22 protein-coding genes are annotated in these 26,796 nt (G+C 50.1%); 8 read left to right on the forward strand and 14 right to left on the reverse strand.

Annotation, left to right across the window (positions count from 1 at the left end; all coding sequences use genetic code 11):
• The first annotated feature begins 12 nt into the window (after nt 1–12).
• The 3 genes from I2I11_RS19140 (at nt 13) to I2I11_RS19150 (ending at nt 2,446) form a co-directional block, all read left to right on the forward strand.
• Nucleotides 13–426, forward strand: a complete 414-nt coding sequence (locus tag I2I11_RS19140; protein ID WP_230680426.1) for a thiol-disulfide oxidoreductase DCC family protein — start codon at nt 13–15, stop codon at nt 424–426.
• A 180-nt stretch (nt 427–606) separates the two neighbouring features.
• A complete protein-coding gene (gene fabD, locus I2I11_RS19145; protein WP_196269355.1) occupies nt 607–1,488 on the forward strand; it encodes an ACP S-malonyltransferase in 882 nt (293 codons plus the stop codon).
• Nucleotides 1,489–1,636: 148 nt separating this feature from the next.
• On the forward strand, nt 1,637–2,446 hold the full coding sequence (locus I2I11_RS19150; protein WP_196269356.1) for a CPBP family glutamic-type intramembrane protease: 810 nt from the start codon (nt 1,637–1,639) through the stop codon (nt 2,444–2,446).
• 18 nt (nt 2,447–2,464) lie between these two features.
• Here I2I11_RS19150 and I2I11_RS19155 read toward each other — a convergent pair whose 3' ends face one another.
• From I2I11_RS19155 to I2I11_RS19165, 3 genes are all read right to left on the reverse strand, one after another.
• Nucleotides 2,465–2,851, reverse strand: a complete 387-nt coding sequence (locus I2I11_RS19155) for a DUF7793 family protein (protein ID WP_196269357.1) — start codon at nt 2,849–2,851, stop codon at nt 2,465–2,467.
• A 749-nt stretch (nt 2,852–3,600) separates the two neighbouring features.
• A complete protein-coding gene (folK, locus tag I2I11_RS19160; protein ID WP_196269358.1) occupies nt 3,601–4,086 on the reverse strand; it encodes a 2-amino-4-hydroxy-6-hydroxymethyldihydropteridine diphosphokinase in 486 nt (161 codons plus the stop codon).
• Nucleotides 4,079–4,924, reverse strand: a complete 846-nt coding sequence (locus I2I11_RS19165) for an alpha/beta hydrolase family protein (protein WP_196269359.1) — start codon at nt 4,922–4,924, stop codon at nt 4,079–4,081. The genes folK and I2I11_RS19165 overlap by 8 nt, the downstream gene beginning before the upstream one ends.
• A gap of 288 nt (nt 4,925–5,212) precedes the next feature.
• On the opposite strand from I2I11_RS19165, the gene I2I11_RS19170 reads away from it, so the two are divergent.
• Entirely contained in the window at nt 5,213–6,193 is a 981-nt protein-coding gene (locus I2I11_RS19170; protein ID WP_196269360.1) for a polyprenyl synthetase family protein, read from the forward strand.
• A gap of 331 nt (nt 6,194–6,524) precedes the next feature.
• On the opposite strand, the gene I2I11_RS19175 is transcribed toward I2I11_RS19170, so the two are convergent.
• Nucleotides 6,525–7,724 (reverse strand): peroxiredoxin family protein, encoded by a 1,200-nt coding sequence (locus tag I2I11_RS19175; protein WP_230680428.1) that lies wholly within the window; start codon nt 7,722–7,724, stop codon nt 6,525–6,527.
• Between the two features lie 259 nt (nt 7,725–7,983).
• Here I2I11_RS19175 and I2I11_RS19180 point away from each other — a divergent pair, with 259 nt between their 5' ends.
• Nucleotides 7,984–10,263, forward strand: a complete 2,280-nt coding sequence (locus I2I11_RS19180; RefSeq protein WP_196269362.1) for an aconitate hydratase — start codon at nt 7,984–7,986, stop codon at nt 10,261–10,263.
• A gap of 100 nt (nt 10,264–10,363) precedes the next feature.
• On the opposite strand, the gene I2I11_RS19185 is transcribed toward I2I11_RS19180, so the two are convergent.
• On the reverse strand, nt 10,364–13,684 hold the full coding sequence (locus I2I11_RS19185) for a S8 family serine peptidase (protein WP_196269363.1): 3,321 nt from the start codon (nt 13,682–13,684) through the stop codon (nt 10,364–10,366).
• Nucleotides 13,685–13,865: 181 nt separating this feature from the next.
• Between I2I11_RS19185 and paaN the strand changes: the two genes are divergently transcribed.
• The gene (gene paaN, locus I2I11_RS19190; protein WP_196269364.1) at nt 13,866–15,539 is read left to right on the forward strand and encodes a phenylacetic acid degradation protein PaaN; all 1,674 of its coding nucleotides are present in this window, start codon (nt 13,866–13,868) and stop codon (nt 15,537–15,539) included.
• Between the two features lie 119 nt (nt 15,540–15,658).
• Here paaN and I2I11_RS19195 read toward each other — a convergent pair whose 3' ends face one another.
• Together I2I11_RS19195 and I2I11_RS21455 are read right to left on the reverse strand one after the other, a co-directional pair.
• Entirely contained in the window at nt 15,659–15,955 is a 297-nt protein-coding gene (locus tag I2I11_RS19195) for a sll1863 family stress response protein (protein WP_196269365.1), read from the reverse strand.
• Nucleotides 15,956–16,086: 131 nt separating this feature from the next.
• The gene (locus I2I11_RS21455; RefSeq protein ID WP_255531399.1) at nt 16,087–16,218 is read right to left on the reverse strand and encodes a hypothetical protein; all 132 of its coding nucleotides are present in this window, start codon (nt 16,216–16,218) and stop codon (nt 16,087–16,089) included.
• Between the two features lie 99 nt (nt 16,219–16,317).
• Here I2I11_RS21455 and I2I11_RS19200 point away from each other — a divergent pair, with 99 nt between their 5' ends.
• On the forward strand, nt 16,318–16,752 hold the full coding sequence (locus I2I11_RS19200) for a response regulator (RefSeq protein WP_196269366.1): 435 nt from the start codon (nt 16,318–16,320) through the stop codon (nt 16,750–16,752).
• A gap of 57 nt (nt 16,753–16,809) precedes the next feature.
• On the opposite strand, the gene I2I11_RS19205 is transcribed toward I2I11_RS19200, so the two are convergent.
• The 5 genes from I2I11_RS19205 to I2I11_RS19225 are packed head-to-tail and all read right to left on the reverse strand — an operon-like array spanning nt 16,810 to nt 20,875.
• Nucleotides 16,810–18,165 carry a sensor histidine kinase gene (locus tag I2I11_RS19205; protein ID WP_196269367.1) on the reverse strand — a complete coding sequence of 452 codons (1,356 nt, stop codon included), beginning with the start codon at nt 18,163–18,165 and terminating at the stop codon, nt 16,810–16,812.
• 6 nt (nt 18,166–18,171) lie between these two features.
• Complete coding sequence (locus I2I11_RS19210; RefSeq protein ID WP_196269368.1) at nt 18,172–19,212, reverse strand: SpoIIE family protein phosphatase; 1,041 nt, start codon at nt 19,210–19,212, stop codon at nt 18,172–18,174.
• Nucleotides 19,202–19,606, reverse strand: a complete 405-nt coding sequence (locus tag I2I11_RS19215; protein WP_196269369.1) for an anti-sigma regulatory factor — start codon at nt 19,604–19,606, stop codon at nt 19,202–19,204. Before I2I11_RS19215 ends, I2I11_RS19210 begins: the two co-directional genes overlap by 11 nt.
• Nucleotides 19,599–20,000 carry an STAS domain-containing protein gene (locus I2I11_RS19220; RefSeq protein ID WP_196269370.1) on the reverse strand — a complete coding sequence of 134 codons (402 nt, stop codon included), beginning with the start codon at nt 19,998–20,000 and terminating at the stop codon, nt 19,599–19,601. Before I2I11_RS19220 ends, I2I11_RS19215 begins: the two co-directional genes overlap by 8 nt.
• A 5-nt stretch (nt 20,001–20,005) precedes the next feature.
• Nucleotides 20,006–20,875 carry an STAS domain-containing protein gene (locus tag I2I11_RS19225; RefSeq protein WP_196269371.1) on the reverse strand — a complete coding sequence of 290 codons (870 nt, stop codon included), beginning with the start codon at nt 20,873–20,875 and terminating at the stop codon, nt 20,006–20,008.
• A gap of 352 nt (nt 20,876–21,227) precedes the next feature.
• On the opposite strand from I2I11_RS19225, the gene I2I11_RS19230 reads away from it, so the two are divergent.
• Complete coding sequence (locus tag I2I11_RS19230) at nt 21,228–21,770, forward strand: DUF4136 domain-containing protein (protein ID WP_196269372.1); 543 nt, start codon at nt 21,228–21,230, stop codon at nt 21,768–21,770.
• 31 nt (nt 21,771–21,801) lie between these two features.
• Here I2I11_RS19230 and I2I11_RS19235 read toward each other — a convergent pair whose 3' ends face one another.
• Nucleotides 21,802–24,102 (reverse strand): patatin-like phospholipase family protein, encoded by a 2,301-nt coding sequence (locus I2I11_RS19235; RefSeq protein WP_196269373.1) that lies wholly within the window; start codon nt 24,100–24,102, stop codon nt 21,802–21,804.
• A gap of 263 nt (nt 24,103–24,365) precedes the next feature.
• On the reverse strand, nt 24,366–25,787 hold the full coding sequence (locus tag I2I11_RS19240; RefSeq protein ID WP_230680430.1) for a 3-keto-disaccharide hydrolase: 1,422 nt from the start codon (nt 25,785–25,787) through the stop codon (nt 24,366–24,368).
• Nucleotides 25,788–26,796 lie beyond the last annotated feature (1,009 nt).

Below are 26,796 nucleotides of genomic sequence, written 5' to 3' on the forward strand. Positions count from 1 at the left end.
GAAACACATGATATGGAACAGCTGCAGGGCAGGCCCATCGTATTTTACGATGGCACCTGTGGCTTTTGCCAGGCCAGCATCCAGATTATCCTGAAGCATAACAGGCGCCAGGATTTATACTTTGCTGCCCTGCAATCCGGTATGCTGGAAGCCTTGGTGCCGCCTGAGCAACTGCCTGAGCCGGTGCCTGATTCAATGCTTTTCTATGAGCAGGGCAAGCTGTATACAGAGTCAGAGGCTGCGCTGCGCATTGCCCGCCACCTGGATTCTCCGCTGTCCGTGTTTGCGCATTTCCGTTTTATTCCTTTATCTTTCCGCAACCTTGTATACCGCTTCATTGCCCGAAACCGCTATAAAATTGCCGGTCGCATCGAAGAAGCCTGTATGCTGCCGAGCCCTGAAGTAAGGGCCAGGTTTATGGGGTGAACAGGACGCAAGACATCAGACACAAGACACAAGAAGGTAATAAGAAGTATAGTATACTTCTATGGAGTGCGCCAGGATATCTCATCCTCTAAATCAAAGAAAGTCCTGCGTCCTGTGTCTGAAATCCTGTGTCTCAAAAGAAGGATAAACGAACAACGATTTACAAAACGCGAGTAACACATGAAAAAAGCTTACATTTTCCCGGGCCAGGGATCTCAGTTTGTAGGTATGGGCAAGGACCTGTATGAGCAGCACGACGAAGCAAAAAAACTGTTCGATAAAGCAAACGAGATTCTGGGTTTTAACATCACCAACATCATGTTCAGCGGCACCGACGAGGAACTGAAGCAAACCAAAGTAACCCAGCCAGCCATATTCCTGCACTCAGTGGCGCAGGCAGCCGTAGCCAAAGACTTTGCCCCGGACATGGTGGCGGGTCACTCATTGGGAGAGTTTTCGGCGCTGGTCGCCAGCAAGGTATTAAGCTTTGAAGATGGTTTACGGCTGGTATCCAAACGTGCCTTGGCCATGCAAGCGGCCTGCGAAGCAAATCCCTCTACCATGGCAGCCATACTTGGCCTGGATGATGCGAAGGTGGAGGAAGTATGCGCCTCTATAGATGGCGAGGTAGTAGTGCCGGCCAACTACAACTGCCCCGGCCAACTTGTTATTTCAGGCTCCAACAAAGGGATAGAAATTGCCTGCGAGAAGATGAAAGAAGCCGGCGCCAAGCGCGCGCTGCCCTTGCCGGTAGGAGGGGCCTTCCACTCGCCGCTGATGAAGCCTGCCGAAGAAGAACTGGCCAAAGCCATAGAATCGACTACCTTCAGCCAGGGTATCTGCCCCATCTACCAGAATGTAGATGCCAAACCGCACACCGACCCCACAGAGATAAAGCAGAACCTGATAAAGCAATTAACTGCGCCGGTGCGCTGGACACAGTCGGTGCAGCAAATGATTGCCGATGGCGCCACGCAATTTATAGAGTGCGGCCCCGGCAAAGTGCTGCAGGGCTTGGTAAAGAAAATCGACCGCAACGCCGAAGTAAGTTCTGTGGAATAGCTATATTTCCATGCTTCAGGTATAAAGAAGTACAAACAAACCCGGCAGGTTTTAAAAACCTGCCGGGTTTGTTTATCCAGGTTTTGTAGGCTGCTCAATAGCGATTCTCAATTTTTGCTACATTTGCCTGCTTTTTACATGCCCGACTATGAAAAAATTACCTGCCCTTATACTTTGGTTAGGTGGGTTCGTGCTGCTGAACCTCTACGCCAACCTTGTCCCAAAACTGTTTCAACTGGATGTGCTGCCATGGCTGGCATACGCTATCGGCTTTTTCATACTTGCTTTCCTGCTGGGCAGGTTTGTACTTAAGCTGAGAGGGTTGCAATCTTTCGGTATGGGCCTGCAGCGCGGCTGGGTGACCAGCATAGTACTGGGCTTTGTTATTGGTTTCGGCATCTGGGCCCTCAAAAACTTTGTGTTTTATAAAATGGGGAAATTTGAAGTAAGCGGTATGATGGATGCAGCCTACATTTACCCCATGCTGGCGCAGGCATTGCTAGGAATGTTCTTTGCCTCCGCCATCAACGACCTGATGATTCGCGGTTACTGGCTGGCCTTCTGCAAACGGGAACACCAGATGAAATGGTACCTGCTCCTCACCACCCTGCTTTACGCCCTGGACGATTCCTGGAATGAAAGTTTCGGTTTGATGAACCTGCTGTTTTCGGCTGTGCTTGGCATTACGCTGGCTTATACCGTACTAAAAACCGGTTCCATCTGGATGTCGATTGGCATACATTGGGGTGGCAATATGCTGTATAGGATGATGTCCGGTTTCGACGGGCAGGGCATCTGGAAACTGCAAAACGTAACGGAGGGCGTGCAGTATGAATATGTCAGTGTGTTGATTACAGCGCTGATGTTTCCGGTCGTATACCTGCTGCTGCGCGGCAAAAGCAGGGTTGCCCCGAAACAGATGCCGCAGGATGACATTATTCCGCATCACCTGGCCTGAGTAAGGCTTTCTCACCAATTAAAGGTACTGGCTTAACCATTCCTTTGCAGCCTCTTTATCTGCAAAATTTTTCATCGGAATGGGCGGCGTCTTAAACTTGAAAAGAATATTCATTATCAGCTGGGCAAGCCCGGGTTTCGACACCATCGCCATGGCTGTATAAATGTTAGGCAATTGCTCCGTTGAAAATCTGCGTGTCTCCTTATCCGGTATAGGCGAGTTTTTCAGGTATATCAGCAAGGGCACCTTCCTGTTATGGGTGATTTGCCTGACCAAAGCCACGTTGCCGCTAATACTGGCAACCGTTCGTTTCGTACTCTTGGAAAGCGATACCAGGATGCCGTCCTCAAACCAGTAAGTCGCGATTTCCCCTTCAAAAGTTTGCCTGTCTGTTGGTGCTGTCATAGTTGTATCCATTTCTGCTGATGGTGAATTGCGTTTGTAAGTGGCTTGTAGTTAGCGGCTTGGCTAAAAGACGGCAAAGGCCGTCGGCCGAGATGACGTTTAGGTGTTGTTGTGCTACGATTTTCTTCTTTTTAGTAAACAAAAACTTAATACTATTATGTTGAAAAAGGCAATTATCCATGGAAATATAGCCATGTAATCCGTTTGACAAGGTGGGCAGAAAGTGTTTGGCAAACAAGGTTCGCATTGTATGCCAGTTTTATCAATGAAGTATTTCCCCACTAATAATAAGTTTCCAAAAAGCCAAATAATTAGAAACCGAGAAGACTTAAGACTCATTGAAATAGTTTTTGATTAGAAGTTTACTTCTTAGAAATTCTATTGACTACAGAAGCAAGCTTCTCATTCTTCAAGTCGTTAACTATCTCCATAAACTCTGCTCATACTCGCTAGCTGATTTACTTGGGTCGTGTTTCTCAAACATCATCGCTTGATTCATTAAAAGAGTCCTTAGCAAAGCTTGATTTTCTATTTCCGTTTCAAGAGTTGCCGAAAGCATTTCCGATAACTTGAATCGTGTGAGTTTATGTTATTTTCGAAAGCTTCTAAATCCATTTTTTATTTTAATTGTAGCACAACTACCAGCTAACGGGAACTACTCCTACTAGCTGCACTATGGATGATATTGTTTTGATTAAATCCATTATCTTCTTCCACAAGCCAATATAGCGAAAAGAACCTAAAACGCATTACTCCTCAAACACCCGCACCTCCAATACATCCGCACACGCCTCCAGCAATTCCTTTATACTTTTCCCCAACACCGGATGCACCAAATCCGGTGCTATTTCGGCCAGCGGCATCAGGGTAAAGCGGCGGAGGTGCAGTTGTGGATGCGGAATGGTGAGGCGCTGCGTTTGCAGCACGAGGTCGTCGTAAAACATGATGTCGATGTCGATGACGCGGGCGCCCCAGTGCTCCTGCCGCACCCGGCCCAGTTCCTGCTCAATGGCGTTTATACTTTGCAGCACCTGTTCGGGTGTGAGCGCTGTCTGTACTTCCAGTACCTGATTCAGGAAGGCAGGCTGGTCGGTTTTGCCCCAGGCGGCGGTTTCATATAGTTTGGAGCTGCGCGTAATTTGCCCGACCTGCGCGGCTATACTTGCGCGGGCCTGCTGCAGGTATAAAATGCGGTCGCCGAGATTGCCGCCCAGCAGCAGGTATAGCTTAGGCATGTCTCCGGAAGAAATCTATACTCAGATCAGCGGCTAGGCGGGCAGGCTCCGGCAACTCGCTCTCCTCAAACGGGTGTTTACCTCCGAAGGAGTGATTTGCCTGGGGCAGCAGGTGCAGCTCGGCGTCCGGCTTGTGGCGTTTCAGATCGTGGGCTGCCTGCAGGGGCACGGTTTCGTCCTGCTCGCCATGCAATATCAGCAGCGGTTGCTGCATGTTGGTGAGCACCTGCGGTATGCTTAAACGGTTCTTGTTTTGCTCAAAGTTCTCTGCGAGCTGGTAATAGAGCGGCATCTGCTGCCCGGTACGGCTGTTTGCTACCCACTGCACGCCCTCGCGCTGCCACTGCGCCATCACCTCCGGCGCCCAACGCTGATCGTAATCGCTTACACCCGCCCAGGTAGCTACGGCCTTGATGCGCGGGTCTTCGGCAGCTTTCAGAATTACGGCACCGCCACCCCGGCTATGGCCTATCAGGTATAAATTATTCAGGTTGAGTTCTTGCTGTTGCAGCGGCCCCTGCGCATCGTGCAGCAAATCAATCAGGGCTTCCAGGTCGTCGAGTTCCAGGCTGAAGTTATTGTGGCCAAAAGCTTCCAGATCATGAACATCCGAATCATCGGCTACGGTGGTGCCGTTATAAGAAAAGTTGAATTTAACGAATACAAAGCCCTGCTCGGCAAAATAGCGGGCCAGCAAATTAAAATGTCCCCAGTCTTTAAAGCCTTTAAAGCCGTGCGTGAAAATAACAACGGGTTTGGGCTGCCCGTCCTGGGCAAAAGTGGCATCGGCGGTAAATGGCCGGCCATGTGCGGGGTATACTACGAAGTTAACTTTCATTATAGTTTATTGTTAGCAGTTGGGTAACTGATGTTTGCTTAGCCGGGCGCTATGACCGGCTGGTGCTGGTGGGAGCTTGTAGCTCGTACTTTTGCATCTACAGAAAAAGGTACGAGCTGCAAGCTCGCACCAGCGGAGGCACAGCACTCAACTATCGTTTTTCTTTATCAGTCTTGTCACTTTCATGCAATTTAACAAGCAACAACCAGCAACCAACAATTATACTCCGTTTTGGCGGCACACGTTTGGAAACCACTTTTGCAGGCTGTAATATTGTAGACCCAACACATGAGCATCAGCCTAAAGGAAATACAAGCGCCCATCGCGCAGGAGATGGAGCTGTTCGAGAAGAAGTTCAGGACCTCGATGAAGTCGAAGGTGCTGCTGCTGGATCGGATCATGAGCTACATCGTAAAGCGCAAAGGCAAGCAGATGCGGCCCATGTTTGTGTTTTTCATGGCCAAGCTTTTCCGCGGCGATGGTATTGGCGATGCTACTTACCGCGGCGCCGCTCTGATAGAACTGCTGCACACGGCCACGCTGGTGCACGACGATGTGGTGGACGATGCCAACTACCGCCGGGGTTTCTTCTCGGTAAATGCGCTCTGGAAAAACAAGATTGCCGTGCTGGTGGGCGATTATTTATTGTCCAAGGGCCTGCTGCTTTCGCTGCACAACGATGATTTTGAGCTGCTCAAGATTGTATCGAACGCGGTGCGCGAGATGAGCGAAGGGGAGTTGCTGCAAATCGAAAAAGCCCGCCGCCTCGACATCACCGAAGACGTATACTTCGACATCATCCGCCAGAAAACCGCTTCGCTGATTGCTTCCTGCTGCGCCGTGGGCGCTGCTTCGGCGGGCGCCTCGAAAGAGGAAGTGGAAAAAGCCCGTCTGTTTGGCGAGAAAGTGGGCATTGCCTTCCAGATAAAAGATGATCTGTTTGATTACGGCACCGCCGAGATCGGCAAACCGGTCGGCATCGACATCAAAGAAAAAAAGATGACGCTGCCGCTGATACACGCCCTCCAGAATACCGACTGGTTCACCAAACGCCGCGTGATCTATAACGTGAAAAACAACAACGGCGACAGCAAGCGGGTGCAGCAGGTCATTGACTTTGTGAAGCAGTCGGGCGGCATTGCGTATACCATCAAAGCGATGAACCAGTACCATGCCGAGGCGCTGGCCATACTTAACACGTTCCCTGTCTCGCCGTCGCGCACTTCGCTCGAGCAGCTGATTGCCTATACTATCGAGCGGGAGAAGTAGGATTTCGTTTTTCGGAAATAAGCAATCGCGTGGAAGACCTCGCAGCGTGCGCAGCTCCTGCGAGTGTCTGCACCAGTTATGGCGTTATTATCTGTATTAGAATTTCAGGATTAGGTGATTGTAGAATAACTATACTATAGCAAAATCAAATTCGCTATAGTATCTCTTAATTTTATACTTCAATCCTGTAAATCCGGATACAGACACTCTCGGGAACTGCGCGCACCGCGAGGTCTTTGCAAGGTATAAAACTAAAAGCGGCCGCTACTTTAAAGTAGCGGCCGCTTTTAGTTTTAACCGATAAACGAAACACGCGCAACGAAACACGAAACTACGCCTTCTCGGCCAGCAGCTCGTCCATGGTCTTGTTAAATTCAGCTACCCATTCCTCGTAGTATTTGCCGGTGCCGGGACCGGAGAAGCCGGTGTGTATTTTGCGCACTTTGCCATCGCGGCCAATAAAAATAGTAGTCGGGAACGACATGACGTGGTTAAGGGCAGGCAGGGCTTTGGCTGCAGCTTCGTTGTCGGACACGCCGGCTACCAGCAAATCATAATTGATGTCAAAACGGTCTTGCATCTTGCGGATGCGGGCGGCAGCTTTGTCAAACTCCGGACTGCGCTCAAAGCCAAGGCCGATGATCTCGAGGCCGCGATCTTTGTTCTTGTCATAGTATGGCGCCAGGAACCTGGTTTCGTCCATACAGTTAGGGCACCAGGAGCCCATCAGTTGCACCAGTACCACTTTGCCTTTATACTTGGGGTCAGATAAAGATACTTTTTCGCCCTGCAGGTTCGGGAATGTGAACGACAGCGCATCATAGCCGGGCTTCAGGAAGGTGAGCGAATCGGCATCGGCTAATCTGGCGTTGGCGTCGCGCTTGGCCGTCCAGGTTTCATGGCCCGTCATGCCGGAGTAAAACTCGCCTTGCAGGGTGCTGTCGCTGGTAGGCGTGGCCGTAAACAGAAAGGCGTGGTTGCCATCAAAGGCAGAGAGTTTCAGCTTGTCGCCTTCTACCTGGCCGGCCAAGTAGCGGTAATCGCCTGTTTCAGTCAGGAAAGTACCGGTTAGCTCGTTACCGCTTTGTTTGAAAACACCCACGGCATCATAGGTGTCGCCATCGCCTTCATCAAATACTACCTGCCAGCTGCCATCAAAGTTATAAGTAGCTTCAGCCGGATTTTCAGCGAAGCGGTTGGTTTGGCCATGCTCAGCTGTAAACGGAACGGAATAAGGTTTTTTGGCATCATTTTTTACAAAGCGGCCCGCCATCTGGTGGCCGTTCACTTTGGCAATCAGGTCGGCATCAAAAATATGGAGCCCAATTTTCAGCGAGTCGTTTTGCTGCTGAATGCTGTCGAGCAGGATGCGCTCCTCGCCGTTTACCAGGTACAGCACCGTTTTGCCGTCCTTTGTGGCAGCTTCCATCAGGAACGGAATCTCCTGGCTCTGTGTGTGCAGCACTACGCGCCACATGCCGGGCTGTATGGTGTTGTCGTTGGAGGTAGTAGGCGTACAGGATGTTAGCATTTGTGTAAACGTTAGCATTAAAAACAAAATCAGCCGAACAGGTGTATTTAAATTAGACAGTTTCATGTACAAATAATTAGTATAAGTTGATAAGGCAAAATTACAGGATATAGTTCTAAAATCCGCATTATGCCTGTTTTGGCAGGTTATTTAGCTTTTGCAAGTATTCATCAGCGCTAATGTTATGCTTAAAGTATGATATTTCGTACATTTGTAAACTTCACAACAATGCATTTAAAACACTAACAATAGCAAAACTATGGCATTTGATTTAGGAATGATCAAGGCGGTTTATGCCGGCATGGAAGAGCGCATTAACGCTGCCCGAAATAAGGTTGGAAAACCGCTTACCCTGACAGAAAAAATCCTTTATTCGCACCTATATGAAGGTCCGGCTACAGGGGCACATGAGCGCGGCCAGTCTTATGTAGACTTTGCGCCGGACAGGGTGGCCATGCAGGATGCAACGGCACAGATGGCCCTGCTTCAGTTTATGCAGGCAGGCAGGCTTACGGTGGCCGTGCCTTCTACTGTGCATTGCGACCACCTGATTCAGGCCCGTGTAGGCGCTGATTCTGACTTACGCGATGCTTACGACGAGAACAGGGAAGTATATGATTTCCTTGCTTCGGTGTCCAACAAGTATGGCATCGGCTTCTGGAAGCCCGGCGCAGGTATTATTCACCAGGTGGTATTGGAAAACTATGCTTTCCCGGGAGGCATGATGATTGGTACCGACTCGCACACCCCAAATGCCGGCGGCCTGGGTATGATAGCTATTGGCGTGGGCGGCGCTGATGCTGTAGACGTGATGGCGGGTATGCCCTGGGAGCTCAAGTTCCCGAAAGTAATCGGCGTAAAACTGACAGGTAAGCTCAGCGGCTGGACATCAGCAAAAGACGTTATCCTGAAAGTGGCCGGTATCCTGACAGTAAAAGGCGGCACCGGTGCCATTGTAGAGTATTTTGGCGAAGGTGCAGAAAGCCTTTCCTGTACCGGTAAAGGTACTATTTGTAACATGGGTGCCGAAATCGGTGCAACCACTTCTGTATTTGCCTATGATAGCAGTATGCGCGAATACCTTAACGCCACCAACCGCGAAGAAATCGTGCAGCTGGCTGACGAGGTAACCCAGCACCTGCGTGCCGACGACGAAGTATACGCCAACCCGGCTGCTTTCTACGACCAACTCATCGAGATCAACCTGTCGGAGCTGGAACCGCACGTAAACGGCCCGTTCACGCCGGACGCTGCCTGGCCTATTTCACAGTTTGCCGCTGTGGTAAGAGAGCACAACTGGCCGGCCAAACTGGAGGTAGGTCTGATTGGCTCATGCACCAACTCCTCGTATGAAGATATTACCCGTTCCGCTTCTGTGGCTGCACAGGCAGTGGAAAAGAACCTGGAGGCTAAAGCTGAATTTACCATTACGCCGGGTTCTGAGCTGGTGCGCTATACAACCGCCCGCGACGGCCTGCTGGATACGTTTGCAGAGATGGGCGGCGTGGTGCTGGCCAATGCCTGCGGACCATGCATCGGCCAGTGGGCGCGCCACACCGATGATCCGACGCGTAAGAACTCTATCATTACCTCGTTTAACCGTAACTTTGCCAAGCGCAACGACGGCAACCCGAACACGCACGCTTTCGTGGCTTCTCCGGAAATTGTAACGGCCTTTGCCCTTGCCGGTGATCTTACTTTTAACCCATTGACCGATACGCTGACCAACAGAGACGGCCAGCAGGTAAAACTGGATGAGCCGCGCGGTATTGAGCTGCCGGTTAAAGGTTTTGCTGTGGAAGATGCCGGCTATGATGCCCCGGCCGAAGATGGCAGCAGCGTAGAAGTAGTGGTTGATCCGAAGTCGGATCGCCTGCAACTGCTGGAAGGTTTTAAACCCTGGGAAGGCACTGACCTGAAAGGGCTGAAACTGCTCATCAAAGCGCAGGGTAAGTGTACGACTGACCACATCTCGATGGCAGGGCCGTGGCTGAAGTATCGTGGTCACCTCGATAACATCTCCAACAACATGTTGATCGGCGCCATTAACGCGTTTAACGGCGAAGCCAACAAAGTATACAACAGCATGACCCGCGGATATGAAGCCGTTCCGGCCACCGCCCGCACGTTTAAGGCAGCCGGTATTGGCAGTGTAGTGGTAGGCGACGAAAACTATGGCGAGGGATCTTCACGGGAGCATGCGGCCATGGAGCCGCGCCACCTGGGTGTACGCGCTGTTATCGTGAAATCGTTCGCGCGTATCCACGAAACCAACCTGAAGAAGCAGGGAATGCTGGCGCTTACTTTCGCCAACAAATCTGATTACGATTTGATTGAGGAAAATGACACCTTCGATATTATCGGTTTGGAGAACTTCGTGCCCGGACAGCCGCTTAAAGTGGTACTGCACCACAGCGACGGCAGCCAGGACAGCTTCCCTGTAAACCATACGTACAACGAAGGCCAGATCGAGTGGTTTAAAGCGGGCTCTGCCCTCAACCTGATTCGCCTGAAAGAGAAGCAAAGCACAAATGCCTAATTGCTGATATTCAGTTTCTTAAACAGGAAAGCCTCACCAACCGGTGAGGCTTTCCTGTTTACAGGCCATACTTAACCTGTTCTGGCAGCATACGTGTACCTTATTTTTGCACCACCAGGCGCCTGATGAGGCTGGTATTGCTGTAATTGATGTGCACAAAGTATATGCCGGGCGTGATGCCTTTTAAGTTTATACTTGCTGTTGCCTCCGGAAAGCTGTCGAACTGTACCTGCGGATGTATGGCCTTGCCCGTAATGTTGGTCAGCATTATAGAGGGGTGCCTGCCGGCTGCTTTGTCGGGTAGGAGGCGAAGGGTTACAGATTCAGCGGCAGGAACGGGATACATTTTCAAAGTGGCGGCAATGGCTTCGGCAGACGTTTCCTGCACATGTATGACTTTTACAGTGGATGTTTCGGCGCAGCCGAACCTGGCGGAGGCAACCAGTTTCACCTCGTAAGTACCCGGCTCCTGAAAAGTATAAGCTAAATCACGGGCGCTTACCGGTTCCTGATTGTTGATCTGCCAGCGCCAGTCTTTGCTGTTTATACTTTTGTTGCTGAAGTTTACGGTTGTGCCAGGGAAGATTGCTGCCGGGCTAACCTCGAAGGCGGCAACAGGTGCCACGGGCAGCGAAAAGGTACCGGGAACAGCCGCACTCTCGAACACGGAATCGGCGTTGGCGGCATAAATGGTGGTAGCGGCCGTGAGGGCGGGCAATGTATAGTATGTGCCTGTACCTAAAAGCTGCTTTTTCTCCGCATCCGCATAAAAATTAAAGTTGCTGCCATGTTCAGGCGTCCAGGTAGGGGTACTTCCGGCACAGGCTGTATCTGCTAAAGCCAGCGGAACAGGCCCTGTTTTTATGCGGCTATACTTCAGTTGGGCGGCCGTGGCCTGTTGCTGCAATTCTTCCAGGTTGTCGCCGGCCAGCAGAGCGAAGGCGATAACCCTGGTTTCGCCTGGCGCGATGTTGTCGATGGCGCCGCCCACCACCTGCGAAATGTTATTGCCGTGGCCGCCCCCATCTGCCCTGGTTCTGGCCACACCACCCGACAAGGCTGTAAATTTTTCTTCTGACGTAAACCCGTCTTCTATCGCGAGGGTGCCGGCGCCTCCGCCAATATTATCAATGGCGTAATAGGATGGTTCGTTTTTGGTCAGCAGTTTGATACCGGCGTAGGGCATGGCAACCATGGTGTTGTAAGCATAACCTAACTGATTGGTGCTGTCCCAGTCTGCGGCATTAGAAGTATAGGCGCCAATATCCCAGTCTGCGAAAATGCCGGTGTAAAGCTTTTTTATACTTGCGTCCGTCAGGTTTTTGATGTGATATTCCAGTATGACGAAGTTTCTGTCAGGTTCCTCACTCCAGGCATACGCAATGTGCTTTACCTGCACGCCCACGTTCTGGTCAGACGGGTATGCGTCGTGCATTACGGCGCGTGCTTCCTGAGCAGCCAGCGGGGTAGCCTCATGCAGGTGGGCAGCACTGGTTGAAGTAAAATCTCCGTCGCTTACATACTGCTCATCCCGGATGTTATCCGACACATGCATGGTATCGGTAGCAAGCAGCAGCCCGCCCTCAAACAACAGTGAAGCGCCGCCCTTGTACTGAATGCCATCGCCCTGCGCCAGGTTCAGGCCATTGTAGCCCAGGTTGCCCATGCTGTTGATGGTTACTTTCAGGTTGTTAGCATCCAGCGTTACGTAATCCGGGTTGATAGTAATTGTGAAATACTGGTAGTCGGTGTAAGCGCCGTCGGAGAAGCCCAGGCGCAGGGTAACGTCAGCGTTATATGGTGCATCGCCGGCTATTTTGACCTGGAAAGGCTGCCGGCTGTTATCGGCGGAGACCATCGTGCCCAGGCTGCCAAGCTGCAGGTTGCCCTGCGTTACGGTGATGTAAGGAGAGGAGGAGGTAAGCTGTACCTGCAGGTTCTGAACAGGTGCCAGGTAATTCACAAAATCTGCGTCAATGGCAATGGTAGCGCCGGCGTAAGGTATTTGTTTGTCTGCCATGGCAAAGCTGCTGCACCGCACTGCTTTTACACCAGTGGCCTGCAGCGCCTTTTTCATGTTCAGGCGGCCTTTGCCCAGCATTTCCAGGTAGGGCTGGTTGGCCGCCAGCTGGTAAATATCATCGGTCGTCATGCGCAGCCGCTCCATCACCTGCCGGGCGTTCAGCTCCGGGAAATGAGCCCGCACCAGCGCTGCCGCACCCGATACCATCGGAGCCGCAAACGAGGTGCCCTCAGATTCAATTACCAGTCCCGTATCGTTTGTTACTGATAGCGAAAGCACATTAAGCGCTGGAGCCGTTAAATCTATATTGTAACTATAAGTATGGTTTGCGACTTTAATATCTTCGGCCGTAGTGCCGCCTACAGAAAGCACATTGTCGTAAGAGGCTGGGTAAATGTTGAGCGGAGCGCCTTTATCAGTGTTACCGGCTGCGGCAACAATAACCACATCTTTGTTGATAACGGCATAGTTGATGATATCCTGCTCAAACTGCGAATGGCCTTCTCCGCCCCAGGAAAGGTTTATCACTTTGCAGCCCTTGTCTGCCGCGTACACGATGGCTTCGTATCCACCAAAGTTGCTGCCTCTCGAGGAAAACACTTTTAACGGCAGAAACATGGAGTTAAAGCCTGTGCCGGCTATGCCCGATGCATTGTTGGTGGCTGCTGCGGCTATACCTGCTACAGCAGTGCCGTGGCCTTTACTGCTTTTGGGGTCGTCGGAGGGGTTGTTGTCGTTATCGGCAAAGTCCCAGCCCTGATAGTTATCAGTATAGCCGTCGTTGTCGTTGTCTATGCCATCAATGGGGTCGGCGGTATTATGCTTTAGCTTGTCCTTTAGCTCCTGATGTGTAAAGCGGGCACCCGTGTCCAGGATGCCTATCAGCACGTCGCTGCTTCCCTGGCTTACTTCCCAGGCCGGATATGCCTGGATCAGTTTGAGGTAATATTGTGATGCTTTGGTAGAGTCTGCAGCGGGATCGTTTGGCTGTTGCAGCGGCTCGCGCAGGTATACCGGCTCCACGTAAGCCACAGCGCCGGTGCTCATCAATATACGCTGCACCTGCTGCAGGCTTTGTCTGGTGTTATAAGTCAGTTCATAAAGCAGCGACAGGTCTACGGTGCCGGTGGCAACACGCGCATTGGCTGGCGGTGCCACCTTCGGGAATTTCTGCCGGATGCCCTTTGCACCGATTTGGGCGTAAGCAGCCTGCAGTCTGGAAGCCGCCGGACTAGCCAGGCGGGCGTTAGCCGTAGACTTTAGCTTGTACACGACCGTGTAAGGCCTGGTAGGGGAGGCCGTTGTGCCCGCCCGTTGCGCCAACGCCGGCTGTGCTGGCAACAGAAAGAGCAAAGCCTCGAACACCCACCACCTGCGTATGATTAAAGAAGTAAACATTTTATAGAAAGCAGAATACCATCAGCGTAAATTCCGGGAATTTCCGGCAGAAGCAGAAGGCCGCCCAAGGTACTGAAGATACAGGTGTTATTGGGATCCGGCCCTGACCTTTCCCGGATTTTATGTAACTTTCCGAAAGGAAATCAAAATTATTAAAACTATATTATATAGTAATGCTAATATGGAAAATAAACTGAAAGATAAGCACCAGCCTATACTCGATTCTGCAATTAGGGCACTGCACGCGCGCACGTTTTTTACACATTATCCCGAGAATCCCACTCCTGAAATATACGGCGAAAATGCCGATAAGGAGGGCCGCGACAAGTATAAACAGCACCTGAACAGCCAGTTTAAAGAACTGCTGCAGCAAGATTCGGAAGCTTGGGTAGGGCAGGAGGAATCGCCTTATGAGCAGCAGGCCCTTGGCGTAAAGTATCCTTTCTTTTCGCCTGATACGCTGGTTGCCCGTGCCGGAGAAGCATTTCACGAGTGGCGCCGGGTAAAGCCCGCAGACAGGGCGGCCATACTTGCAGAGTCGCTGGAGCGGATAAGAAGCCGCTTCTTTGAAATTGCCTACGCTACCATGCATACCACCGGGCAGGCATACCTGATGTCGTTTCAGGCATCGGGGCCGCATGCCGCCGACCGTGCGCTGGAGGCCATTGCCGCCGGGCTGGAGGAGCAGACGCGTTTTCCGGAGGCCACGCAGTGGGAGAAGCCTATGGGCAAGTATAACCTGAAACTGAACAAGTCGTGGAAAGCGGTGCCCAAAGGCGTGGCGCTTGTTATCGGCTGTGCTACCTTCCCGACCTGGAACACGGTGCCGGGCATGTACGCCAGCCTCGTAACCGGCAACCCGGTCATCATCAAACCCCACCCCAAAGCCGTGCTGCCCATTGCCATTGTAGTGGCGGAAGTGCAGAAAGTGCTGCAGGAGAATGGCCTGAACCCGAACATCTGCCAGCTGGCCGTAGATGCCGACGATCACCTGATAACAAAAGATCTCGCCGAAAATCCGAAGGTCAAACTGATAGACTATACCGGTGGTACCGAGTTTGGAAACTATGTGGAAAGCCTGCCGGGTAAAACCGTTTTCACCGAGAAGACAGGCGTAAATTCTATTATACTTGATTCGGTAGATGACCTGGACAAGGTGGCGCAAAACCTGGCTTTTTCGGTAAGTTTATACTCCGGACAGATGTGCACCGCGCCGCAGAATTTTTTTGTGCCGGAAGGCGGCATTAAGGCTGGCGGTGAAACGGTGCCCTACGAGGAGGTGGTGCAGAAACTTGCCGGCGCTGTTACCGGCCTGGTGAACAATCCCAAGGCGGGGCCGCACATTCTGGGCGCTATCCAGAACCCCGCTACCACTGCACGCGTGAAAGACGCCGCAAGTATAAAAGGGAAAGAACTTCTGGGTGCCAGCGACTTCAGCAACCCCATGTTTGCCAACGCCCGTACCTGCACGCCGGTGATGTACGAAGTGGATGTCAGCGAAACGGAAAACTACAGCCGCGAGCTGTTCGGCCCCATTGCGCTCGTCATCAAAACAAAAGATACTGATCAGTCTATCGAAATCGCCAAAGACATGGCCCTGCGTTACGGCGCCATTTCCTGCGGCGCTTATACGACTGATCCGGAAGTGAAAGAGAAAATTATGGATGAGATGAGCCTGGCAGGCACCCCCGTAAGCTTTAACCTGACGGGCGGCATTTATGTAAACCAGAACGCCGGCTTCTCCGACTTCCACGTAACAGGGGGCAACCCCGCCGGCAATGCCTCCTTTACCAACCCTGAGTTCGTGATAAAGCGCTTTACGTGGGTTGGTTTCCGGGAGCCTGTAGCCGGGTAGCATGTAAGTATAAATTGCTGTAAAAGCAGCATTGGAGGTGGGTGCTGCAGGCAGTATAATACCTTCTAATCAGGCATAGAAAACCCCTGCTGTCATCATTACAGCAGGGGTTTTCTGTATTAGCTGAAAAAATTTTCTATGTCTTTTTTAAGGCCATTGATGCCGTCCTGCAGGTCCTGCCAGGTGGAGTGATTGTCTTTGGCGTTGACCATTTTGCTGGCTATCAGTTCCCGTTTTTTCTCGAGACCAGCAATATGCTCGTGGTATGTATGGTGCGAATCTGCTGCGGTGGCATTGGCGCGTGCTTTCAGGGTTTTAATCTTATTGTCCAGCTCGTCCATGCTTTTTTGTATCTCCTCGCGCGACAGGTTGTTGGGCGCGCGCATGTGTTCGGGTTTTAAAGGGTAATTATCCATAGCTTCCTGTTTTCAGTTACACGTATAGCCGGTACGGCGGCAGTTTATCCTCTAAATACTCCTTTAAACGCTAAAAGGATGTACAGAATGAACGAAGAAAATAATTTTTGTTGAATTATAACAACTGGGTTTTATACTTGCTGCGGCAAAGCTGGAGCCGTAACTTCCGGTGTTCCGGATAGCGAAGCATCTGCTTTATACTTGCGGGCAGTATAAAGGCTGGCGAAATAGATGGAATACTGTATTTGATAAAAGCGGCTCATTTAGTATTTTTGCTTACCTGAAACAGGTATGCCGGTTCTGTTGCTGGGGCATAAGCCTTTCAGGTTCGGCTTCCTCCTACATCTTGATACCTGGATTGCATGAATAAGTCAAATACCCTGCTGGATTTAATACTGTTAGTTGACGACGACGACACAACAAATTACCTGAATGAGCGGCTGCTGAAAGAGATGCAGGTGGCCAGGCAGATTCTGGTGCTAAAGAACGGAAAGGAAGCCATAAACTACCTGAAAAGAGCCAATAGCGCTTTAGAGAAGCATCCCGATTTGATGTTTCTTGATATAAAAATGCCTGTAATGGACGGGTTCTCTTTCCTGGAGGAATATCATAACAGCGGGCTTGATGCTGCCGACCATGTTATCATTATGATGCTGACGTCCTCTGCCAGCTTTTATGATCTGGAGCGGCTTAAAAAGTATAATAAAGTAAAAAAGCACTTCTCCAAGGCGCTTACCAAACACGATGTGCAGGAGATAATGAACGATTACTTCAGGCAAAAAGAAATAAGCAGGTAAAAGCCGGCTGCTTAAAAGCAAACCCTGCGCAATAAAGTATAAGGCACAATTTGCTTTTTAATCCTGATTCTCCGGTACCAGTTCCGCAACTGGCCAGGTGAATACAAACGTACTGCCCCTGCCTGCAGATGTTACCCATACGCGTCCGCCCTTTTCAAGTATGATTTTTTTGACAATAGACAGGCCCAGGCCCGTGCTGTCGGTGCGGCCAAGGCTGGCACCGGTATCATACATGTCAAAAATGTTTTCCTGCACCTCCTGCGGAATGCCGGGGCCATTGTCCTGAATGGTAAACTCAATAAAGTCATCCAGCAGTTTATACTTTATCTCTACCAACCCCTGCTCCGGTGTGTCGTGGTACTTGATGGCGTTGCCGATGATGTTGCTGAAAACCTGGTATAAGTATACTTCCTGGGTATAAAGCACGGGCATGTCCGGGTCCACCTCAATTTTGAAGTTGGCAGGCACGCTTAAAGAGGTAATTACCAGGTGCAGCAGGATGTGGATGTCGATTACTTTTTTAGGAATGCTGCTGTGGCCTGCCAGTGAGTATGCCAGTATACTTGTTATCAGGCGGTCCATTTTGTATGTCTGCTGGCGCAGCATCGGGAACATCTCTTCGGCTTCCCCCAGGTGATTTGCTTTTATGCAGGCTTCCAATGCCAGGGTCAGGCCGTTGATATTCTGGAGCGGGCCCCGCAGGTCGTGCGATACGGTGTGGGCAAAGGAATCCAGCTCTTTGTTGATTTTCTGCAGCAGCAGGTTCTTTTTCTCCCGCTCTTCAAGCAACTGGCTGATTTCCTGGTTGGAGGTGTGCAGCTGCTTGTTCAGCCGTCTGATTTCCTGCAGTTGCTGTTCTGTTTCAAGGTTGCGCAAGCGCAGTTGCTCCAGCAGTTCCAACAATTTAATGTTCTGTTTCTTAATTTCGGCATAAGGCGATACCGAAGTCTCGTATTCAAAATGTTGCAGCCATTTATCAGCAACAGACTTGGTAACTACCGGCGCATTGCGGGGCAAGCGCAGGCGCAGGGTTACGGCCGTGCCTTTTTCAGGACTGCTTTCTATATCAAAAAAGTCAACCAGCTTCCGGGAATTAGCGAGGCCATTCCCTCTGGAATGAAAGCTGCCGGCACCATCCTGTACCAAACATTCTGCATCGGCAATGCCACGGCCGCGATCAGTTACAACCGCCTCAAGATAATGGGTGCCTGCCTCCTCTGTTACATTCAGGGCTATCTGCCCGCAACCGACATGCTCTACCACGTTGCGGCATATTTCGGATACAGCAGTGGCAAATTTTGTCTGCCCCACCATGGCAACGCCCAGGTTTTCGGATAGCTGCATGGCGCGCTTATAAGCCAGCACGGCGTCCAGTTCGTTGTTAATCTCTATTTTGATAATGTTTCTTGGCATGGCTGGTTATGCTTTGCTCCGGACTACAACTACCAAAGCGTCGTCGGTCTGGCGGCTGTGGTCCCTGTATAGTACGGCGGCAATGGTTGTCGGATTGTGGCGGTGCAGGTTGGGATAAATGCTCATGGCCCATCTTGATTTAAGTCCGTCGGAGTGCAGGACAAGCAGCTTGGCATTATTCCATTCGAGGGCTTGCGTATGGAGCCTGGCAGGAATATTATGGCCCAGCGTGCCGTTGTAAGACAATACACTTTTAGACACAGTTATCAGCGGGCCATCGTCTGCGGTAAATACTTTACCTGCTATGTTGCCAATGCCGCAAAGATTTATGTGCTGTTTTGAGGAATCGATGCAGGCTACCAGCCCCACGGCCCCCCTGGTATGGCGTAAGCCTTCGTGTACCTGCCGCAGTATGGCAGCCGGATCGTGCTGCAGGCTGCGGGCAAAAACCTGTACGGCCTGCTGGCTGGCCTCATGGGCTTTAGGTCCGTGGCCGAGCCCGTCCAGCACAATTACATAACAGTTGTGTTTTTCGTCCAGCACTGCCCAGCCATCCCCGCTCAGCTCCTGGTTAGCCATCGGCACTGCTACAGCTCCAACCTCAAAGCAACTTGTGTGGTTAGCATCCGCAGCCTGGCCGCCGTTTTTGTAAACACGCGAAAGAATAACAGTGCCGTTACCCGGCTGTGAATAAAGATCAAACATATCCGACTGCCTTTTGATAGCGCCTAATCCTTCTCCTGCAGTTCCTGCCGTCGAGACACCATCCAGCAGCATCCGCTGCGGGTCGTGCATACCAGGGCCACTATCCAGGCAGATTATTTCCAGTCCGCCGGGCTCCGCTTCCAGGCACCTGGCCAGCAATTCGCCTCCATTTGGCGTATACTTCACCAAATTAGAAACCATCTCCGAAACAATAATATTTACCTTGCCTACCTGGTTTTTTGAAAGGCCACAGTTGATGGCCATGCCTGTTATGTCTCTTTTAAGAATACTGGCGTAGGTTTTATCGGGCAGTATAAAGCGTCTGTGTTGCCTAATGTCCATCTTTCCAGTGGATAAGGGTAACGATGGTTCCTTTGCCCGGGGCACTCTGTATGGCAAACTCGCTTACCAGCCGTTTGGCGCCGGGCAGGCCAAGGCCCATACCACTGCTCGTGGAGTAGCCGTCCTGCATGGCGGCCTGTAAATTCTCTATACCTGGCCCCTCATCCGTAAAAGTTAATTTTATACCTTGTCTGGCGTTTATACTTACAATCTCCATCATGACTTTGCCACTTTTAGCATAGTTAAGTATGTTACGCACCAACTCGCTGGCTGCTGTAATAAGTTTGGTCTGGTTGATGAGGTTCATGCCGGTTTCAGCGCAAAGCTCCTGTATATGGCTACGGATAAGTATAAAATCCTGCTCCCGCACGATAGGTATCGTGTGGTTACTCATCCTGTGAGGATGTATCCTCCTCCTGTCCGCTGGTGCGAAGTGTGAACTGTTGTTGCAGCAGCGCTATACCTTTTTCTATCGTCAGGGCAGTATAAACGCCATGCAGCTTAAGGCCCAACTCCACCAGCGTGATGGCTACCGCCGGCTGCATGCCCACAACCACGGTGCCGGCATCCATCAGGCGCGACATAGAAGCGATGTTGCTCAGGATACGGCCCATAAAAGAATCCACAATATCAAGCGCCGATATATCAATCAGCACGCCTTTGGCCCCTGTTTTACTGATACTGCTGATCAGGTCGTTTTCCAGGTTAAGGGCCAGCTGGTCATAAAGATCCACCTGTATGGTTACAAGCAGAAAGGGGCCCATTCGCAGGATAGGTATTTTTTCCATAGAGGTTATTTCAGGAGAGGGGCTGCCATCCTGTCTATAGATCTCACCTGCAGGTTTAACCTGGCAAAAGCCACCTGCAAGGCGCTTGCCAGAGTAGCTTTGGTAACGATGTTGGACAGGTCGATGCCTAAATGCACAATGGTCTGGGCTATTTCGGGCCGGATGCCGCTGATGATGCACTCGGCACCCATCAGCCGGGTGGCACTCACGGTTTTAATCAGGTGCTGGGCTACCATCGAGTCTACAGTGGGTACGCCCGAAATATCCAGTATGGCAATGCTGCTGCCTGTTTCCACAATCTCCTGCAACAGGTTTTCCATTACAGTCTGGGTACGGGAGCTGTCGAGGGTGCCGATGATGGGTAGCGCCAGAATGCCTTCCCACACGCGTATAACCGGCGTTGAAATCTCGTTTATTTCATCGCTCTGCCGAAGTATAACATCCTCGCGGCCTTTTATGTAAGTTTCAAAAGCTATGATGCTCAGGTTGTCAAGCAGGCTGTTTACCTGCAGTATTTCCTTATAAAGTACTTCGGGTGTGCCGGCGTGCTCTTGTTCCAATACATCGCACAGTGCCTGTTTCAGGCTCAGTACAAAGCGGTTGGTTTCACGCGGTGAAAATCCCTGGCGCGCGCGCATCACGGAGATATCGCTTAAGATATCGTTTACCTGTGCATAATCGTCAGTATAAACGTTATCGAAGTTGCCTTTTTTTATTGCCTGCAGCAGTGCGGTCAGCAGCTCTTCAGATTGCCTTTGTAACTCCTCTCTGGATACTAAATTATTGCGCTGCATGGTGTCATCCACCTGCATTTTCATCCAGTTACCCAGAATTTGCTGTTTGTTTTCCTGTAATACTTGTGCTGTATTGTTCATGTGTGGACGTAGTAGCTTCAGCTGTTAGATATCAGTTTAAATAGATATAGAAACGCAGGTATAAACGAGCAGGTTCGCTTTCCGGGTGCTTAAAGATAGGCAAAAGCCACGGCATAACAGACCAGCTAAACGTAACCAGGCGCTTTTCCTGTGTTATATGTTGTTGATAGCAATTAATGGTTTGCTGGTACGGTATACTTATTGCTGTGATAATATGTTATATATAGCTGTGTTCTGGCTCCTGTAAGGTATAAACCTGTTTTGTAAAGCAGCGGCGCACTTTCCTGATGCACACAGCTGCAAAAGTTTTATGTGTATAACAGTAAGTTTTATCAATCTTAATTCCTGTATCATGAAGATTCATATTTTATCATACTTGTTGCTGTTCTTGTTGGTAGCGGGCTGTTCACCCGAAATAGTTGTTACATCCGAGCCTTCTCCGGATTTTCATTTGTCAGGTTATCAGACGTTTGCCTTTTATGATGTAGAAGCTTCCGGGAGCGGCTTATCAGAAAATTACAAACCTAAAATAGACCTGCTGAAAGAGGAGATTGCCCGGCAACTGCAGGCACGCGGCCTGCGCCAGGTAGCTGAAAACCCTGATCTGCTCGTGAACATTGGTGTGGTAGTGGAAGAAGAAGTGCAGACGCGGCAGACAGATTTCAGAACTGATGCGCCCATTTACATCGGGCAGCGCCATTATACCTGGGAGAGCAAGGAAGTGCCTGTAAGACATTACAAAACCGGCGCTGTATCGGTAGACCTGATAAACAACAGCCGCAACGAACTGGTATGGCAGGGTACCGCCGAAGGAATTTTACCGGACAGCGATAAAAAACTACGCCAGCAGGTACAGCAGGGCATTGAGGAACTGATAAGCCGTGTACCGCAGTAGACGGGAGTGAGATAGATGATTTATACTTCCTTTAATACCTGGGCAGGCGGAAGCCCAAGCCTAAGTAACCGTGTATTGATGATTTGTGCTGAAGGGCAACGCCCAGTACCACCGGCCCCAGCGGTGAGTCATAGCCTGCCATGAGGCCGTAACTTATTCTTAATCCCTGGCCCTGCAACAAACGGTCGCTGTTTAAAAGGCTTACATTAAGTGCCTGTACATTTGGATGAATGTACAGGTTGTTTTTTATCCGCAGCTGCAGGCCTGCATCAAAGTATAAAGCTTTGGTGAGCGCATAAGTATAAGGCTTCATACCCCGGAAATCGAAGGCATCCGGAACAATGGGCCTGAACCCGCCGGCGTATACTTCCTGATCCGGTGGAACATTTTCGGTGTTGTAAAAGATAAGGCCCTGGCGCAGCACCAGGCTGAGGTTTGGCCGGATCGGTATAAATCCTGTACTTTTCACCGTAAGTCTGATATATGGCTGATAGTCGATGCTGCTGATTGAATCCTGGAGGGCCTTGTACTCGGGGAGAAGATTTGCCTGTAGCCTGCCGGGCAGCTTTCCTTCTGCCGTTGCATCCACTTTCCAGCCCTTTGTCGGGAAGATGGCGCTGTTAAGATTGTTGAGCTGGTAAAAAGTGCTGAGGCCCCAGGTGCTGTTTTTTAGTTTCCGGATGATGTTTGCGTTAATCGCGCTGCCGTTAAGTATAAACTGCCCCGCTACTTCCGGCGACAGCCTGAGGTGGTAAAAACTGAGCCGCTGCCCAAAAGTCCAGTTGGTATGGCTGGTAGACTGCCAGCCGGCATAGCCCGCATAGCGGTTTTTATTTAAGACAGCTATCTTGTTGTTGTTCTGGTTGTAAGTCGGGAACTCGTAGCCGTAGTAAGAAGCGCCCAGAACCGCAGCCACATTCTGCAGCCTGCCCAGGTACTTCAGATAATTCAGATCGACGCGCGGCATCTGGGCAACATCCGCTTCGGCTATAAACCGGGAACCGGAGAGGAGCAGGTTGCGCTGTGTCAGGTTTACCGTAACGCCGGCGTGGTTTTCAGAATCGTAGAAAACAGCCGCTTTTACAGACGACGGAGGCGCTTCTTTTACCTGCACCTGCAGGTGATAGCCTTTGGGCCCGGGCTGCAGAGTATAAGATACCTTGTCGAAGTGGCGTGTGCCGTAAAGCTCTTCCACGTTGTCTTCTATCTGCTCCAGCGCCAGCGTGTCTTGCTCCCGGATGTGCAGCTTACCCGTAATAAGTTTTTTGGGTACCCGCCGGGCGCCCGTAATTGTTATACTTTCCACATACACCGAATCGGCCGCAGCAATGTGCTGTACCGGCGGTGGCGGTGGGCCATAGGCATTGAGGCTGTCAGCCAGTGTTTTCAGGGAATCGAGGTAGAGGCGCGATACACTTTCACCCATTTTAATGATTTCGGCTGTTCTGCCAAAACTGCCGGTGCTGAACTGTTGCAAAGAATCCTGCATCTCCACCAGGAAATCAGTTTTCAGCTTTTCTTCATAAGTATTAGCTGAGCTGGTAAAAAAAGCAATCTGCACCAGCACGTTCAGCATTGAGGTCAGGCTTTCCTCCGGCTCCAGTGCGCCGCTCACGTTTACGCCGATAATAATGTCAGCGCCCATGTCCAAGGCTTCCTGCACCGGGAAGTTCTGCACCATGCCGCCATCTACCAGCAGGCGATCTCCTATGCGCACAGGGGTAAAAACAGACGGAATAGCCATACTGGCGCGCATGGCTTCGGGCAACGAACCGCTTTTCAGCACTACCTTTTCACCAGTCAGCAGGTCGGTGGCCACACAGGCAAAAGGAATGGGTAATTTGCTGAAGTCGTTGATGCCGTGTGCGCTGCGGGTGAGGCGCGAGAAGGTTTCGGCCAGCGCCTGCCCTTCAATCATACCGCTCGGGAAGCCCAGCTTATAATGCTCCAGGGGCAGTTCTACGATGTAGCGGCCAAAGTAGTCTTTTTCTTCCATGGCCACCTTGTCCAGCGATATCTCGTTGCTGAGTACCTTGTTCCAGTTAATGTCGAGGGCTATTTTTTCTATTTCGGCGGCAGAGTAGCCCATGGCATACAGCGCGCCCACCAGAGCGCCCATGCTGGTGCCGGTGATGTAATCGGGCCGGATGCCGGCCTCTTCCAGTACTTTCAGAAAACCGATATGGGCCATGCCTTTGGCGCCGCCGCCGCTCAGCACCAGGCCCACCTTGGGGCAGGGCTCGATGCCGGATTGCTGCGCATTTGCCTGAGGCGCTGCAAACAGCAGCCAACAGCAGAGCAGCAACCATACTTGTACAGGCGTAAGGTGCATCAGTTTTGAGCTTATACTTACAACAAAGGGATTCAGGAGGAAGGAAGTTAACAGCGGCTTAAAACAGACATTTCAAGTATACAAGTATAACTATACGGGAAGCAGAATATTGTACAAAGGGAAGAGGTAAGCAGGAAAAGAAAAAGCACCCCGGATTTTATCAAAGAACTTTGGCCTGGATCCGTTGCGGAAGCGTTTTGATTGCCGCGGAACGTAGCCTGCTTGATAAACCGGGGAGCCTTATTTTGATGCCAACTATTCCGTTACAATTCCTTGATTTTTATACTTCTGAAAGAAACTTTGTTGCCATGATCCTGCAGGAGGATGTGGCCTTTTTCAGCTTCTCCAAAGTTTTCCCAGTCTTTATACTTGCTTTGGGCCACCAGGTCGCGGAACTCCTCGGAGCCTCTTTTATATTCCAGCACTTTTATGCCATTGAGCCAATGCTCAACCGTATTGTCGGGCTTTGCTACAATGCGGGCCTGGTTCCATTCCCCAATGGGCTTCAGGAAGCGTTCATTTTTTTCTGAAGTTATCAGGTCGTACAGCGAGGCGAGGGTACGGTTTCCATCTCGGCCCATTTTAGCATCCGGATGCCTTTCATCGTCCAGCAGCTGATATTCCAGGCCGATAGCAGAACCTTTTCCTACCTTTTCTTTTTCTGTAACATAGTATTTAATGCCGCTGTTGGCGCCTTCAGTCAGTTTAAACTGGACTTGCAGGTCAAAAGCATCATACTCCTTTTCCGTTACGATATCGCCGCCGTTCTCCGACTCACCTCCGCCTGATTCCAGCACCTGCAACTCACCATCCTGAATCTTCCAGCCGCCTTCCGGAAACTTGTCTTTGTAAGCGCCTCTCCAGCCATTGGTTGTTTTACCGTCCCAGAGCATTTGCCAGCCCTGCGCTTTTTCCTGCGCTGTCAGGGTGTTTGGCACCAGGTTCACAACAAAGGCGTCGTGCCCTTCGCGAGGAGTAAGGTTATCGGTTTTAATGCGGATATTGCGCCATTTAATTTCTTTGCCGGCATCTTCAGGCTTTTCAACTGCATGCACCTGCAAAGCGATAATTCCCTCGGGCGTCATGTCATCTACAACTGCGGCAACAGGTACTCCGTTTATCCATGTTTTAATCTGGTTGCCAATGGCTTCAATTCTGGCTTTGTTCCATTCTCCTTTTTTAAAAGCCGACTGGGCAGCAGGATTGAGCGTAAGCGGGTACAACCATCCGCGCCTTGCCTCGTCGTATATGCCTGCAGTCCATTTTCTGTCGGATGGATCCAACTCAAACTGGTACCCATGCACGCGGCCATTCATGATGGCAGGATCCGAAATACTGCGAAACTGAACCCCGCTGTTGATATCGTTATCAAGCATTACTTCAAACTCAAGTATAAAATCACCATACGTCTTGTCTGTAGCCAGAAAGCTGTTAGGCGAGTCCGTCACCGTTGTGCCCACAATAGCGCCATCTTCTACCTTATAGCTGGCTTTGCCGTTTACCTGCTCCCAGCCGGTCAGATCCTTGCCGTTGAATAAGGTTGTCCAGCCATCTGCTGTTGCTGCGGAAGTGGTTTCTGCTGTTTCGGTATTCTGGACTGTTTCGGTACTTTTAGGGGTGCATCCGGACTGGATGGCAGCGACAAGGAAAGGCATAAGTAAATAAGATAAAGGACTTTTTTTCATTTTTCTATGGTTAAGTGATTTGTTTTCCGGATTTCAGGAATGCGAAGCAATCTTAATTACAGCAGTAAAACCGACGCGCTCCTACAGCAATATAACTACTTTTGTTATACTTAGGCAAATTATAGCTTCCCTTATAAAGCAAGTACTTCAAAAGATAAGTTTGTTGAGCAGCTTAGGGGACAATTTTATGCCGACCTGCCGTTATTCATCCTTACCCACTCTGCTTGTCTTTATTATCCTGTAGTATATTAAACCTGATTAAATCTGAATAGGAGTAAATTTAATCTGCCTGATGCAGCACTGTCTTACAGCTTCTAACCTGAAGTATGGTATTGAATTTTGCTGACGAAAGCTTTTAAATTTCCGGGCATGCCTCAGGTAATATTTTATTGTTTTTTCTGTTGTTGCCAGATGTTGCCGACAGAATAATTAAAATAAAAATACCTGAATGATTTGGAAGTTTAATCGATTAACTGTATGTTTACTTCTATAGAATCAAAAAAATCATCAGGTTAACTTATTTTATAAGACTATGTTAATGCGATGCCTTACAAATACTTAAGCCGGGCTTTTTTATTTGCTGTTTTGTAAGTGATTAATCACATGTTAACTATTAGCAAGAAACATTTTGAAGCTAATTATGACTGTTTGAGCTATTCATAGTTAATCGATTAACCGAATTGTATTCTGTTTGAAATGTTCCTCAAGCGGATACCTGAAAATGATTTCTTTTCAGCTACTTTTTAGTTTTTTGGTTAATCGATTAACTGAATAATGTTAATAAATCTTTAAGGCTCTCCTGAAGGGGTTTTTATGACTTTATGTATTGATTATAAAGCGCTTAACTGAATAATAATTATCTAAAATAAAATCTTAACTAAAATAAATCTGCAATGAAAAAACGGCTATCTACTCTATCTCTCTTGGTTACGTTTACCCTTTTATACTTCAGTGCGACAGCGCAGAAGGCAGGCAGCTTCAATGGGCTGGAGATGAACCTGGGCAACCT

The sequence above is a fragment of the Pontibacter rufus genome (assembly GCF_015694705.1).
Lineage (GTDB): Bacteria > Bacteroidota > Bacteroidia > Cytophagales > Hymenobacteraceae > Pontibacter > Pontibacter rufus.